Below are 13,097 nucleotides of genomic sequence, written 5' to 3' on the forward strand. Positions count from 1 at the left end.
GCTACCCAAAGCGTGATCCCCAACCACTTTCTTAGCAGGTAGGGCTTCAGGCAGTGATCTATCACTGATACCAGGATCATTGCGTAGCACATTTGTGTAATAACAGACATGGCGCTTGTCCTGCTCAGGCCCAGAGGTCGGGATTGAATCGGTGACGTCTGAAGTACAACTCCAGCCCGCCGACAACTGCAAAGAGTGAAACGAGGTGCAAGTCAAAGCCAAGCCAATGGCTTTCGGCCAGCGTTAATCTGCCCAATAAACCGCCACCTAAGAACAGTAAGCCAAGCCATTTTCGTGGCCTGGAGGGCTTGATCAGACGGTCTATCAGGATGAAAAACGCCAGGGCGAAGAGAAGTTGATTGGACTCTGACATGTACTTTTCAGCCTGGCTTTCTCAGCTGGCGAATGGCCCCAGCTACGGTGTATTGAAATTATTCGTTTATGCGTCTGGTTGAAACTTGCGGCGTCCCTTGACTAGGGTCAAACCCGCGAATAATACGAACAAAGGGAATAGTTTCAGATTCAACTCATGCCAGTAGAGGCCGCCTGGCACAAACAGCAACGTAAAGGCAGCTGCCATGAGCGCCAGTCCCAGCCATTTGCGGAGTAAGTAGGGTTTCAGGCAATGATCCATAAATGAAATCAGGATCAGTGCGTAGCACAGTTGGGTAACGTCTGACATGGGCTTTACTCAAGCGTCCTCATCGAATCGGTTGCGCCTGAAGAACAACTCCAGGCCACCAAGAATCGCAAAAAGTGCAATCAGGTGCAGGTCAACGCCGAGCCAGTAGATACCTTCCAGCGTGAATCTACCCAGTAGACCGCCCAGCAATAACGTCAGGCTTAACCATTTTCGGAGTGTGCTGGATTTGAGCAGGCGCTCGATCACAACAAAGATGAAGAAGGCGAGGAAGAGTTGGCTGAATTCTGCCATATCGTCTTCAGCCTTGATTCTTGATGATCATTGAGGAATCTGATCGTTGGGGGCCGATACCTCCACTGACGGATGCCTGGATGCTGATAATGATGTCGCCGGAATGGTAAATCGGTAGGCGTGGTTCGGCGAGAGAGGCAGCGGCGGATCCAACGAGGGATCCGAAAACAGGCGTTCCGAGCAGAGTGGTGGCGCCCCCAAAATAACCTCCGATGGCAGCGATAACGTCAATTCGCTGGCTGTTCAGCCGATCAGCCTGCTGACGGCTTAGTGACTGGGAAACAGCGACCTTCATCTCGCAAGCACGATTGCCGGCCTGCATTCTGTCGTAGAGCGCCACGAGCATTTTGTTGACCTGGTAGTGCGCCCCCTTCGCCTCGCCGATATGCAGCTCGCGCAGCCGTGCGCGATCCTCCGGCATGACCACAATTTGCGAGACATGGAAAACGATGCCGAAGTTGCCGGCGTACTCATAGGTTTTTACGATCTGCACAAACACCTTCCCTGTGTAATACAGACGCGCCAGGCGCACCTTATCGACGTGCAGGGAAAGATGCCCAAATCAACTTCGGGCGTATGTCGTACTACTCCGACATGAAAGTAGGACTGATCCCAAATGAGCGATCAGCCTTCGGGAAATCTCAGCCAACCTGCTCAAACCGACGGCGCTTGAGGAACAATCCCACCCCCAGCGCCACGGCGAAGATCGACAGCAGCCCCAGGTCCGCACCCAGCCAGCGGGTCTGGCTGGCCGCCACGCAGCCGATCGCACCAACCACCGCCAGCGCCACGCCCAGCCATTTGCGTAGCGGATAGGGCCTGAGAAAGCGATCAAGCAAAAAGAACAGCACCAGGGCCAAAACCAGCTGGGTAATCTCGGACATGTGTGCCTCCGGTCAGGTCTTGATGATCAGGGTCGAGATTGTGCTCTGCGGGCCGATGCCGCCGTTGACCCGCGCCTCGATGCTGACCAGCACGTCGCCGGCATGGTAGGTCGGCAGGATTTCGTTGGCGTACATGCGCACCCCGGCACCTACCGGCACACCCACATAGGGCGAGGCGACGGAGCTGGTGGCGCCGGCGAAGGCGGAGGCTGCGAGGTTGGCGATCTTGGTGCGTTGGGCGTTGAGCACGTCGCCCTGCTGGCGGGTCAGCGGTTTTGAGATGCCGATCATCATGGTGCACGGCAGGTTCTTGGCGAGCATCTTGTCGTAGACCTCGACCACCTTGCTGTTCACTTCATAGTGGGCGCTTTTCGCTTCGCCAAAATGCAGCTCGCGCAGGCGCCCGCGTTCGCTGTCGGTGAGGGTGATCTGCGAGACGTTGAAGACGATCCCGTGTTGGCCCATGTATTGGAAAGTCCCTTCGAACTTCATTGCACGCATCCTTTCGAGGCAAAGGCGGCGATTCTGTACAAGGATCGCCGTGGGTGCAAATCATTCCGCCAGGGAGTGTGACCTACGGCGCATCGGCGGCCAGGCGGCGGGTGTCTTCGTCGATCAGTGCGCGCAGGGCCTGGAACAGCGGACTGGTTCTGGTGTACTTGCGCCCGTAATCGAGATTGAAGGCGTAGTCGAAGTCTGCCGGGTTGGCGCCCTGGGTGTGTTGCAGCAGGGTTTCGAGTTTATCGAGCGCCTTGACCGCCAAGGCTTCGTCGCTGCTGGCGTGTTCGTATTCTTCCCACAAGGCAAGGATCTCGCTTTGCATTCCAGCATCCAGCGAGCGGGTCAGCTCCAGCAGGTCGGCGCGTTCCTGCTCGCTTTTGCCCGGATGAGCAGCCTGGCTGACCGCCGGGATGTCGCCGTGCAGGGCTTCGCCCAGGTCGTGAATGACGCAGAGCTTGAGGACCTTGAGCATATCCAGCGCCGGCAACTGGTCGGCAAAGACGATGGCCATCAGGCACAGGCGCCAGCTGTGTTCGGCCGTGCTTTCGGTGCGGCCACTGGAGGTGTGGGCACTGCGCAGTACATCCTTGAGTTTCTCGGCCTCGCGCAGGAATGCCAGGCGGCCCGTGAGAGTGCTGCTCATGGGAGTGTCGATCCAGGTGGTGGGCATGCAGCAAAGCCTAGGCCGGCGGGCGCCATACGTCCATGGATAAAAAATCCGGGTGGTGTCAGAGCGTTTCCACCAGCCGCGCGGCGCTGCCATCGGAGAGGGTGATGCGGGTCCAGCGGCACAGGCTCTGGGTGATGGGGACGATCAACGAGTCGTTGTAGCCGCTGGCGAAGTCCACTGCCGGTGGCGCCAGCACTTCGCGCCAGCCGAGACTGTCGAGGGCGGCTTCCTTGTTGACGATTTCTTCGCTGCAGTAGCGCCATAGCGAACGACCGAGCAGTTCGCTCAAGGCAATACCGAACTGGGCCGCGCGGGCAGGGGAGCAGGCCAGCAAACGGTGGCTGAGGTCGCAGACCAGGTGCACGGGGCGCGGGCTGTCGTTGACCAGGCGGGCCAGGGCCTGCTCGGCGGGGGCATCAAGGCGTGCGGCCAGCCGGCTTTCGATCAGCACGCGTTCGCTGGGCTCCATGGCCTGGCTGCCGTTTTCCCAGCGCGAGACGGTTGACTGCGCCACGCCGAACAGCTGCGCGGCATGGGCCTGCTTGATACGGTTCAGCAGGCGCCAGCGTCGCAGGGCGACGCCGAGTTGGGCGGGTTGTAGCGGGGTGTCGAGCATGAACGAAGTTTGCCAGCCAAAGCAGGGAGGCTGCAAATCTGTCCGATGGAGGTGGTTGCCGGCGATGGGCCGCGTCAGCGGTCCGGGGAGTTAGTTCACCGTTTGCAGGCGCAGATCACTGTAGTAAAACGCGTTCTTGTCAGTGCTGGCATTGAAGAAGTAGCCGTAGTCTTCCAGGTAGAACAGGTGGTTGACGCGCATGTACTTGTCACCTTTCACGCTGCAGTCCAGTGCCTTGGCATCGCCATTCAAGCGGGCGTTGAGGGTGTTGGCCGGCAGTTGCCGCTCGACCGTGCACTCGGTGATCTTCAGCTCCTGGCCATACTGCCCGACCACGTTGTTGTTGGTCGCGCCCTGGTGGGAATAGCTGAGCTTGCTGCCCACCGCCATGGTCTTCCAGTCGCCCCTGAAACTCAGACTGGTCAGTGCGCTGCTTTCGTTCATGCCGGTGTAGCTGGTCTTGCTCACCAGGGTGATGAGCCCGCGCCAGGTTACCTTCTGCGCTTCATAGCCGTTGCCACGCAGGATCACCATCAACTGCTGGCTGTTGCCATCCACGGAAAGAAAGTGTTCCTCGCGCATGGGCGAGCTCCTGCCTTTCATGGTCGAGGTGCCAACGGTTTCCAGGTACTTGAGCGGCTGCACGGGCTTGGGCAGTTGCAGGCGCTCGAGGGCGACCATTACCGACGGGCTGACCGGCGGCAACTTGCCGGTGGCAATCGGAGCCTTCAGGCGCGCCGTGAAGGGTGTCAACTGCGCGACTTTATCCGGCGTGGCACAGGCCAGGGCGAAGAGCGCCTGATAGTCGGCGTTGCTGCCAGCCACAGGCTCGGGCTTGGGCAACGACGGGACCATACCGTCGGTAACCCGGTTGTTGCCATCGACATCGTAACCGGCCAGCAAGGTGTCGGTGCCGGCGCTGCAGTTGAAGCGGTGATGCTCGCGCTTTTGCGCGTAGGGCGCGTTGTACGGCAGGTCCAGCAGGATGCTCGGCTGGTCGAAGGCGGCCCACAGGCTGACGTCGTTGCCCATTTTGCGAATGCTGTTGCGATCGATCAGGACCCACAGCTCGCCTTCTTCCCCTTTGAGCTTGCGCCAGTCAGGCTTGGGCTGGGTCTTGCAGGCCGCAGCAAAGCTTGGGTTCTTCAGCAGGGTGGCGTGGAAGCGATCCGGCATCGGCTGTGGCGGGGCATAGCCGCTGGGGCTCTTGAAGTAGGCGCGCGTGTCGGCATCCAGGTACATGATCGCCACGTTCGGTTCAACGCACGAGGCTTCAAGCTGGAAACTGCGATCGCTCAGGCCGGCACTGGCCGGTACGCTGACCTGGAAGCTCAATACATCACCTTCGCGAAACAGGCTGTACGTCGACAGCGGCTGGGTCAGCATGCTGCCAATGTACTGGTCGATGTTTTCTTTGGAAGGTGTTGCACAACCGACGAGGGTCGCAGCGCACAGGGCAGTGAGGATCAAGCGTTGCACAACAGTCTCCGGTGGGTCCATTCAAAGGGCTGGCATTGTAGCGAATCCCCTGGCCGGTGCCTTGGGCAATTGACGTTTGTGCAGGGTCTTGTCGTAGGCATTGATGATGGTGCTGGCGATGGCTTCACTGACCTGTTCGCCCTGCAGGAAGGCATCGATCTGCGCGTAGCTGACGCCGTACACCTGCTCGTCAGCAAGGCCTGGGCGCAGCTCTTCAAGGTCGGCGGTGGGCACCTTGTGCACCAGGTGCTCGGGGGCCCCCAGTGCGGCAGCGATAGCCCGCACCTGGCCCTTGCACAACCCGGTAAGGGGCGCCAGATCGCAGGCGCCGTCGCCGAACTTGGTGAAAAAACCCATTACCGCCTCGGCAGCATGATCGGTGCCGATCACCAGGCCGTTGCGGGCATTGGCCAGGGTGTACTGGGCCAGCATGCGCATCCGTGCCTTGACGTTGCCGAGGACAAAATCCCGTTGCCCGCCAGCCAGTTCGTCCAGTTGCGGCAGTTGCCCGGCAAGGCCAGCGACGCCATCGGCGATATTCACCGTGACGCACTCATCCGCGTCGACAAAGGCCAGCGCCGCCTGGGCATCGGCTTCGTCGTGCTGGCTGTTGTGGGGCAGGCGCATGGCGATGAAGCGGTAGCCCGGGTCGTTGTGCTCGTTGCGCAGTGCTTGAACCGCCAACTGCGCCAGGCGCCCGGCGGTGGATGAGTCGACGCCGCCGCTGATGCCCAACACCAGCACCTTCAAACGCGCATCGAGCAGGGTCTGTTTGATGAAGTCGATGCGTTGGCGGATCTCATCCTCCACGGCAGCACCCTCTGCAAAGGGCGCTACCACGCCCAGGGCCTTGGCAATCTCGATCTGACGACTGTTCATGTGCTGCTCCTTTATTGGCCTTGGACCTTGAACACGTGTTTGAGGTAGCTGACGAAGTTGTCGTCGCGGCATTGGGTCTTGCCCGGGCTGTCGGAAATCTTCGCCACCGGCGCGCCGTTGCAGGCAGTCATCTTGATCACGATGTTCATCGGCTCAACGCCGGGAATGTCGCAGGTCAGGTTGGTGCCGATGCCGAAGCTGACGTTGATTCGCGGGCTGAGCTCGCGGTACAGGTGCAGGGTCTTGGCGAAGTTCAGGCCGTCGGAGAACACCAGGGTTTTGCTCTTGGGGTCGATGCCCAGTTTTTCGTAGTGGGCGATGGCCTTGTTGGCCCAGAGCAGCGGATCACCGGAGTCGTGGCGCAGGCCGTCGAACAGCTTGGCGAAGTACAGGTCGCAGTCCTTGAGGAAGGCGTCCATGCCGATGCAGTCGGTCAGCGCGATGCCCAGCAGGCCGCGGTATTCCTTGACCCAGCATTCCAGTGCGGCGACCTGGCTGTCGATCAACCGTGGCCCCAGTTGCTGGTGGGCCATGAACCACTCGTGGGCCATGGTGCCGATCGGCTTGATGTCCAGCTCGCGGGCCAGGTGCACGTTGCTGGTGCCGACAAAACGCCCGGGGAAGTCCTGCTTGAGGGTGTGCACCACGTGCTCCTGGACGCGGTAGGAGAAGCGCCGACGGGTGCCAAAATCTGCCAGTTGCAGGCCGGCCAGTTCTGCCGGCGAGGCCTCGGCCTTGAGCCAGTCGAGTTTTTCGTACAGGCGCTCACCCACTTGCTCCATCACCACGTCGCGGTAGCGGTAGCGGTTGCGTACTTCCGAGACGATCGCCAACAACGGGATCTCGTAAAGGATCACGTGCAGCCACGGCCCGCGCAGGCGGATCGCCAGTTGCCCGGCGTCATCGATGCCAACGTGCACGTAGCGCAGGTTGAAGCGGAACAGGCTGAGGAAGCGGATGAAGTCAGGTTTGATGAAGGGGATGCGTCCCAGGTAGGCCAGTTGATCCTGGGTGATCGACACCTCGGCCAACTGCTCGATCTGATAGCGAATCTCGGCCAGGTACGGGGTCAGGTCTTCGCTGTTGCGGCAGCGGAACTCCCATTCCACCTCGGCGTTGGGGTAGTTGTGCAGCACCGCCTGCATCATGGTGATCTTGTAGAAGTCGGTGTCCAGCAGGTTCTGGATGATGCTTGGGCCGAAGACGCTCTCGCTCATGTTCATGCTCCTTTGAATGCGTTCAGTTGCTGGTCGAGGCTGGCGAGGTCGGTGCAGGCGATCACGCCTTGCCCGGTCATCTCGGTCATTGCCGCTTCACCGCCTTGGGCAGAAATCGCCCGGCAGGCCGGTTGGTAGAGAAACACCTGGAACCCTGCGGCCTGCAGTTGCAGGGCGGTGTTCCTGACACAGAAATCCAGGGCCAGGCCGCCGACGATCACCGCACCCACGCCCTGCACCTTGAGGTACTCGATGACCCCGGTAGAGCGGCGGTTGGCCAGGTCGTGGTAGCAGGCGCCGTAGGGGTGCAGGTCGGGTTCGATGCCTTTCCAGACGAAGAAGTCGTAGTCGATCGGCGCAGGCAGGCCGGGCAGCAGTTCGAAGCCTGGAGTGCCCGGCACGCAGTGGCTGACCCAGGTCAGGTCGGCGTTGGCCAGGTCCAGCGGCTGCAGCATTTCGCTGTGGCTAGCCACCACCCAGGCGGCTTTTGGCGTGTGTGCATCCTTGCTGCCGATGCGCAGGCTGGCACGCTCGGCCATGGCGTTGAGGGCCGGGGCAATCTCGGCGCCGCCGGGGACGGGCAGCTCGTCGGGGGCGTTGTCGGTGAAGCCGTTTTGGGCGTCGACATCGAAGCTGGCGATTTTCATGGGGTGGCTCCTGCGCTTGGTGTGGACACATAATTCACTAGGTGTAATATATATGTCAATTACTTTTTCTTTTTCGTAAGCAATCGCGGTGGATATAGTATGCATAGTGAAATATATGAGTCGGGCCCGGCACGGTTTCGCCTGGCGGTCTACGGCGGAGCTTTCGACCCGCCGCACCCTGGGCATCTGAGCGTGATCACCCGGGCGCTGCAGTGGGCCGATCAGGTGGTCGTGGTGCCCAGTTACCGGCACGCCCATGGCAAGCGCATGGTTGACTTCGACCTGCGTTGCCGTTGGCTGCAGCGGTTGATCGCGCGCATCGGTTGCGAGCGGGTCAGTTGCTCGGCCGTGGAGCGCGAGCTGGGCGGCGAGGGCGGGTCGGTGTACAGCTATGACCTGCTGTGCGCGTTGAGCGAGCGCAGCGGTATTGCCCGCGCTGATATCGCTCTGGTCATCGGCGAAGACAACCAGGCCAATGTTGCGGGTTTCCATCGTGGCCAGGCGTTGCTGGACGACTTCGGCCTGCTGGTGGCCGAAGAACAACTGAGCGTGCACAGCTCGGCGATCCGTGCCGGCCTGCGCAGTGGCCAGGTGCTGCCGGCGGACTGGTGCCTGCCCGACATCGTTGAAGAGTTTGAGGTGTATAGGAGTCCACAGTGAGTGCTGCAGAAGTACTGGCCAGCGTCGACATCGTCGCGCTGCGCCTGAACCCCGAGAGCAAACAGCTGCAAGTGCTGTTGTACCGGCGCGAGCGCGCACCCCACGAAGGTGAATGGGCGCTGCCGGGGGTGATCGTCAATGGCCGCACCCCGGACAACACCCTGGCGGCCGCGGCTGACCGGGCGATGAGCGAAAAAGCGCGGATCTTGCCGCGGCACCTGGAGCAAGTCGGTACCGAAGGCAACGCGTTTCGCGACCCGCGCGGCTGGTCGATGAGCACCTACTACCTGGCCTTGCTCGGCCCGCAGGTCGAAGCTGGCAGCGAGCAGCTTTGTTTTGTCGATGTCGCCAGCGTCATCGGCCGCAAGCAGGTGTTGCCGTTCGACCATAACCTGCTGGTGCAACTGGCCTGCGAGCGCCTGGCGTCCAAGGCGGTATACACCAACTTGCCCCTGTACCTGGCGCCGGAGCGCTTCACCGTGCTCGATGCCTTGAACGCGGTACAGGCCTGTTTGGGTCACCCGGTCAACAACACCTCCCTGCGCAAGCGCCTGGAGCGCATGAAGGACGAGGGCTGGATTCGCGACACCGGCGAAAAGAACTTCCCGAAAATGGGCCGGCCTCAGCAGCTGTTCGAACACACGCCCAAAGCCGAGACACCGTTCGTGTTTGACCGTAGTCTGTTGCCCGAGCGCTCGGGCACCTGAGCCAACACACCATAAGGACTGCACATGCCGAACCTGGAGTGGCTTGAACACCACATGCAGCATTGCGACACCTTCGCCGAACGGCTGTACCGGCAATTCAGCTATGAATACGCCGATATCTCGCTCGAAGATTGGCAGCGCGAGTTTGCCGAGGGCCAGCGCAACGGTGACTGGCAATGCCTGATCGCCGTGCAAGACGGCCGTTTGCTCGGTGGTGCGGCGCTGGCCCGCGATGACCTGCCCGGGCGTCCGGAGCTTGGGCCCTGGCTTGCTTGTGTGCTGGTCGAGCCGCAAGCGCGCGGTCAGGGGCTGGCGCAAAAGCTGATTGAAGGGATCTGCCAGCAGGCCCGGGAGCGCGGCGTGGCCACCTTGTACCTGCACACCCATGACCAGAGCGCGTACTACGCCAAGCGCGGCTGGAGCGTGCGCGAGCAGTTCCAGGAATGGGGTAAGGCGCAGTGGTTGATGTCGCGGGAGTTGTTCGTACAGTAGCGCTCCTGGGTTGTGGGAGCGGGCTTGCCCCGCGATGCGATGTGCCTGACAGAATGCTATCGCGGGTCAAGCCCGCTCCTACCATGTGGGGGCTGCGGTAGAATCCATTCAAGACAACAGCAAGGACCGCCGATGAACATCTTCAAAAAGCTACTCGACGCATTGAAAAAACCAGCGCCCCGGCAAGACCCACCCATCACCCAAGCCGAAGCCGACAACCAGGCCGCAAGGCAAGCCGGCGAAGCCTGCCTGGACCGTCACTGGAGCGGCGTCGGTACGGTGGAGAGCGATGTCCTGGCCTACCTAATCAGCCCGAGCTTTTCCGGTGGCCCACACTGGCCCTCGACCCGTCAGGCCTACCGGGTGGTGCGCCGTGGCGACTCGATTATCCTGGCCACCGAAGGCCTGTCTGACCCCTTCGACGATGACGAAGGGCAGGGTAATGGTTTCGAGATGGAGCTGTTTGTTGAAACAGTGGACATCCCCGAGCATGCCCGTGGGCCACTGGGCGAGGTTGACCCGTTCAAGCGCAGCTGGGCATTCGAGTTGATCGAGAACATTGCCAAGACCGTGGCCGATGCTGGTGGCATCACCCAGCAGTTGGAGAGGTACGGCGCGTTGTCGCTGGAATTGCCTGGCTTTAGCGAGTCGCACCACATCAGTAGCCAGGTCCCCGCGCATTTCGTTACCGACGACGATAGCATCGGCGTACTGCTGGGTGGCCCTGCGCCGGACTTCCCAACCCGCCTTGACGGTATGCCGCTATCACCGGTAACCCTGGTGCCGGTGGTGTTGATCACTGCGGCCGAGCTTGAATACATCCGCGCAGGCGGTGGCGCGGCCCGTGCCGATCTGGTCAGCCGCCTGCAGGCGGCCGGAGTGGGGCATGTCAGCCGTCTGCAGCGCGCCAGCGTGGTGTGATGTGGGAGCACCTGTCTTGATGAAAATCTAAAAACTTGCGCGATCTCTGTGGGAGCGGGCTTGCCCCGCGATAGCATTCTGTCAGTCACATTGCATCGCGGGGCAAGTCGGGCCGCCGCATCGCCGCTCCCACAGGGTTGGTCTGATGCCTGTCAGCAGCCGCGCTGCTCGGCAAACCACTGCATCACCCGCGCACACGCCGGATGCCCAGTCCCGGCGGCTTGCAGGCATAGCGAATAAACCCCACCGGTCTTCAGCGGCTGCCCGAACGGCACGATCAGTACGCCACGATCGATCGATTCTGCAGCCAGGGTCAGGTCGGTCATCGCCACCCCCAAGCCTCGCGCCGCCGCATCCAGCGCCAGTTCATCGAGGTTGAACGGGATGTGCCGGTAGTCCTCACGCGCCTTGCCACCTCGCGCCGCCAGCCACTGGCTCCAGGTCTGCTGGTCGGTGGAGCCGTGCAGCAGGGCGAAGCGCACCAGGTCAGCTTCTGAATCCAGCCCGAGCCCGGGCGTACACACTGGCACCAGGGTTTCTTCAAACAGCGTCGAGCAGGCCGGGTCCTGGGACGGTTCGGCCAGGTAGGCAATGTAGGCGTCGCTGTCGCTGGCCGGTTCCACCCGTTCTGTGGCCACGGTCTCGATCGACAGCGAGATGTCCGGGTGCAAGCGGTAGAACTCGCTGAGCTTGGGCAGCAACCAGCGCACCGCCAACGACACATGCATGCGGATGCGGAACGGGCGCTGTTGCGGTGACAGGCGTTCTTCGAGGGTGTGCAGTTGTTCGAGAATGCTCCGTGCGCTGGCCAGCACCTGTTCACCTTCATGCGTGAGCTGCAGGCTGCGGCTGCTGCGCACGAACATGGCCACGCCAAAATGGCTCTCCAGCAACTGGATCTTGCGGCTCACCGCGCTCTGGGTCAGGCACAGGGTGTGCGCGGCCTGGGTGAAACTGCCGGCTTCGGCGACTTCGACCAGCGCCTGCAGGGCTTGCAGCGAAGGCAGGTGGCGAATTTTATCCATGCGTTTTTCGAATGCCCTGATGAATTTATAACGTTGGTTGAATCAGCAAAGACCTTTTAGATTCTGGCTATGGCAACCGCCAACAGCATAAAGCGTCCATGCGCTGTGTGCATACAGGTCGAGAGGTGATGCATGAAAAACCAATGTGGCTGGATTGCCCTGGCGGGCAATTCGCCGGTACGTGCCCGCCTGAACGGCGCGGAGAAAGCCGACTGGCTGGTGATCGGCGCCGGCATCACCGGGCTCAGTGCCGCCCACGCCCTGGCGCACATGCACCCGCAGGCGCGGATTGTCGTGGTCGATCGGCAAAGCGCTGCCCAAGGCGCGTCGGCGCGCAATTCCGGTTTTGTCGTCGCTCATGAACACCCGGCGGACAACGAGCTGCTGGGGCACGCGGGCTTTGCCGGCTACGAAACCGATACCGCCATCGGCCAGGCGGCCAGCAATGAAGTGCGTCAGTGCATCATGCGCCACAACATCGACTGTGAATTTCGCGACGATGGCTATTTTTTTGCGGTCAACGACCCGGACAAGCTCAGCCACGTCGAGGCCAAGCTTGCGACCTTGAGTGCTGTCGGTGCCCAGGCGCAGTTCCTGCAAGGGGCGGCCTTGCAGCACAAGCTTGGCACGGGTCACTATCAGGCAGCGATCTGGTGCGGCAACGGCAATGCCTTGCTGCAACCGGCCAGGTACGTGAAGGGCTTGCTCGATGCGTTGCCCGCCAGCGTCACCCTTTATGAGCACACCGATATCAGCAGCCTGGAGCGCCTGGGCCAGGGCCGTATTCGCGCCAACTGTGCCGATGGCAGCATCGAGGCGGGGCAGGTGCTGGTGTGCCTGAATGCCTTTATTCCTCGCGCCGGCATCGACGACAGCGGCACCTTCCCCATGGAGCTCAGTGCCAGCCTTACACGTCCGATGACTGATGCCGAGTTCCGTGCCATCGGCAGCATCGAGCCCTGGGGCGTGCTCTCGACCCGGCCGCTGGGTGCCACGGTACGCCTGACCCCGGACCGTCGGGTGATGATCCGCAACACCGCCGAGTACCGCGCCCATGATCTGTCCCTGGCCGACCTGCAACAACGCCAGCGCCACCACCTGCGCGGCTTGCAGCGGCGTTTTCCGTGGTTCGGCGCACACGACATCCAGTTCACCTGGACCGGCCACCTCAGTGCTTCGCGTTCCGGGCAGCCGTACTTTGCCAAGGTCGAGGAGGGGGTATTTGCCGTGGCCGGTTGCAACGGCTCCGGGGTTGCCCGCGGCACCTTGTGGGGGCGTTTGCTGGCGGAGTTTGCCAGCGCTGCCAGCTCGCCGCTGCTGAGTTCGGTCATGGCCCGCGCACAACCTGGCTGGCTGCCGCCCAAGCCGCTGCTCGATATCGGTGCCATGCTGCGTATGCGCGTGGAGGCGCTGCGAGCCAGGACCGAAATCTAGAACACCGTCTGTCCCAACAAGAACAAAGCTC

The 13,097-nt window shown here is 61.7% G+C and carries 18 protein-coding genes; 5 read left to right on the plus strand and 13 right to left on the minus strand.

The genetic code is table 11. The features are described 5' to 3' along the window. Window positions 1-124: 124 nt before the first annotated feature. The 12 genes from M5G17_RS18570 to M5G17_RS18625 form a co-directional block, all read right to left on the minus strand. Window positions 125-373, minus strand: coding sequence for a hypothetical protein (locus M5G17_RS18570; RefSeq protein ID WP_273894379.1), 249 nt, complete (start codon window positions 371-373; stop codon window positions 125-127). A 66-nt stretch (window positions 374-439) separates the two neighbouring features. Next, window positions 440-682: a hypothetical protein gene (locus M5G17_RS18575; protein WP_130265395.1), complete on the minus strand. Its 243-nt coding sequence runs from the start codon at window positions 680-682 to the stop codon at window positions 440-442. A 9-nt stretch (window positions 683-691) separates the two neighbouring features. Then, on the minus strand, window positions 692-934 hold the full coding sequence (locus tag M5G17_RS18580; RefSeq protein ID WP_273894380.1) for a hypothetical protein: 243 nt from the start codon (window positions 932-934) through the stop codon (window positions 692-694). 7 nt (window positions 935-941) lie between these two features. After that, window positions 942-1,427: a hypothetical protein gene (locus M5G17_RS18585; RefSeq protein WP_273894381.1), complete on the minus strand. Its 486-nt coding sequence runs from the start codon at window positions 1,425-1,427 to the stop codon at window positions 942-944. Between the two features lie 148 nt (window positions 1,428-1,575). Then, window positions 1,576-1,818 carry a hypothetical protein gene (locus tag M5G17_RS18590; RefSeq protein ID WP_273894382.1) on the minus strand — a complete coding sequence of 81 codons (243 nt, stop codon included), beginning with the start codon at window positions 1,816-1,818 and terminating at the stop codon, window positions 1,576-1,578. A 12-nt stretch (window positions 1,819-1,830) separates the two neighbouring features. Beyond that, window positions 1,831-2,310 (minus strand): hypothetical protein, encoded by a 480-nt coding sequence (locus M5G17_RS18595; RefSeq protein ID WP_115086215.1) that lies wholly within the window; start codon window positions 2,308-2,310, stop codon window positions 1,831-1,833. Window positions 2,311-2,392: 82 nt separating this feature from the next. Next, a complete protein-coding gene (locus M5G17_RS18600; protein WP_273894383.1) occupies window positions 2,393-2,962 on the minus strand; it encodes an HD domain-containing protein in 570 nt (189 codons plus the stop codon). 85 nt (window positions 2,963-3,047) lie between these two features. Beyond that, window positions 3,048-3,605 (minus strand): helix-turn-helix domain-containing protein, encoded by a 558-nt coding sequence (locus tag M5G17_RS18605; RefSeq protein ID WP_273894384.1) that lies wholly within the window; start codon window positions 3,603-3,605, stop codon window positions 3,048-3,050. A gap of 90 nt (window positions 3,606-3,695) precedes the next feature. Beyond that, window positions 3,696-5,084, minus strand: a complete 1,389-nt coding sequence (locus M5G17_RS18610) for a hypothetical protein (RefSeq protein WP_273894385.1) — start codon at window positions 5,082-5,084, stop codon at window positions 3,696-3,698. A gap of 21 nt (window positions 5,085-5,105) precedes the next feature. Then, window positions 5,106-5,963: an ammonia-dependent NAD(+) synthetase gene (gene nadE, locus M5G17_RS18615; RefSeq protein WP_273894386.1), complete on the minus strand. Its 858-nt coding sequence runs from the start codon at window positions 5,961-5,963 to the stop codon at window positions 5,106-5,108. Window positions 5,964-5,974: 11 nt separating this feature from the next. Then, complete coding sequence (gene pncB, locus M5G17_RS18620) at window positions 5,975-7,180, minus strand: nicotinate phosphoribosyltransferase (RefSeq protein WP_273894387.1); 1,206 nt, start codon at window positions 7,178-7,180, stop codon at window positions 5,975-5,977. 2 nt (window positions 7,181-7,182) lie between these two features. Beyond that, window positions 7,183-7,827: a nicotinamidase gene (locus tag M5G17_RS18625; RefSeq protein ID WP_273894388.1), complete on the minus strand. Its 645-nt coding sequence runs from the start codon at window positions 7,825-7,827 to the stop codon at window positions 7,183-7,185. A 99-nt stretch (window positions 7,828-7,926) separates the two neighbouring features. Here M5G17_RS18625 and M5G17_RS18630 point away from each other — a divergent pair, with 99 nt between their 5' ends. From M5G17_RS18630 to M5G17_RS18645, 4 genes are all read left to right on the plus strand, one after another. Further along, on the plus strand, window positions 7,927-8,487 hold the full coding sequence (locus tag M5G17_RS18630) for an adenylyltransferase/cytidyltransferase family protein (RefSeq protein ID WP_273894389.1): 561 nt from the start codon (window positions 7,927-7,929) through the stop codon (window positions 8,485-8,487). After that, window positions 8,484-9,194, plus strand: a complete 711-nt coding sequence (locus tag M5G17_RS18635; protein WP_130265384.1) for an NrtR DNA-binding winged helix domain-containing protein — start codon at window positions 8,484-8,486, stop codon at window positions 9,192-9,194. Before M5G17_RS18630 ends, M5G17_RS18635 begins: the two co-directional genes overlap by 4 nt. Before the next feature lie 24 nt (window positions 9,195-9,218). After that, on the plus strand, window positions 9,219-9,686 hold the full coding sequence (locus M5G17_RS18640; protein WP_273894390.1) for a GNAT family N-acetyltransferase: 468 nt from the start codon (window positions 9,219-9,221) through the stop codon (window positions 9,684-9,686). A gap of 132 nt (window positions 9,687-9,818) precedes the next feature. Then, a complete protein-coding gene (locus M5G17_RS18645) occupies window positions 9,819-10,607 on the plus strand; it encodes a suppressor of fused domain protein (protein ID WP_273894391.1) in 789 nt (262 codons plus the stop codon). 152 nt (window positions 10,608-10,759) lie between these two features. Here M5G17_RS18645 and M5G17_RS18650 read toward each other — a convergent pair whose 3' ends face one another. After that, window positions 10,760-11,632, minus strand: coding sequence for a LysR substrate-binding domain-containing protein (locus M5G17_RS18650; RefSeq protein ID WP_273894392.1), 873 nt, complete (start codon window positions 11,630-11,632; stop codon window positions 10,760-10,762). Between the two features lie 132 nt (window positions 11,633-11,764). Between M5G17_RS18650 and M5G17_RS18655 the strand changes: the two genes are divergently transcribed. Continuing rightward, window positions 11,765-13,066, plus strand: a complete 1,302-nt coding sequence (locus M5G17_RS18655) for an NAD(P)/FAD-dependent oxidoreductase (RefSeq protein WP_273894393.1) — start codon at window positions 11,765-11,767, stop codon at window positions 13,064-13,066. Window positions 13,067-13,097 lie beyond the last annotated feature (31 nt).

Source organism: Pseudomonas rubra (assembly GCF_028656935.1).
Lineage (GTDB): Bacteria > Pseudomonadota > Gammaproteobacteria > Pseudomonadales > Pseudomonadaceae > Aquipseudomonas > Aquipseudomonas rubra.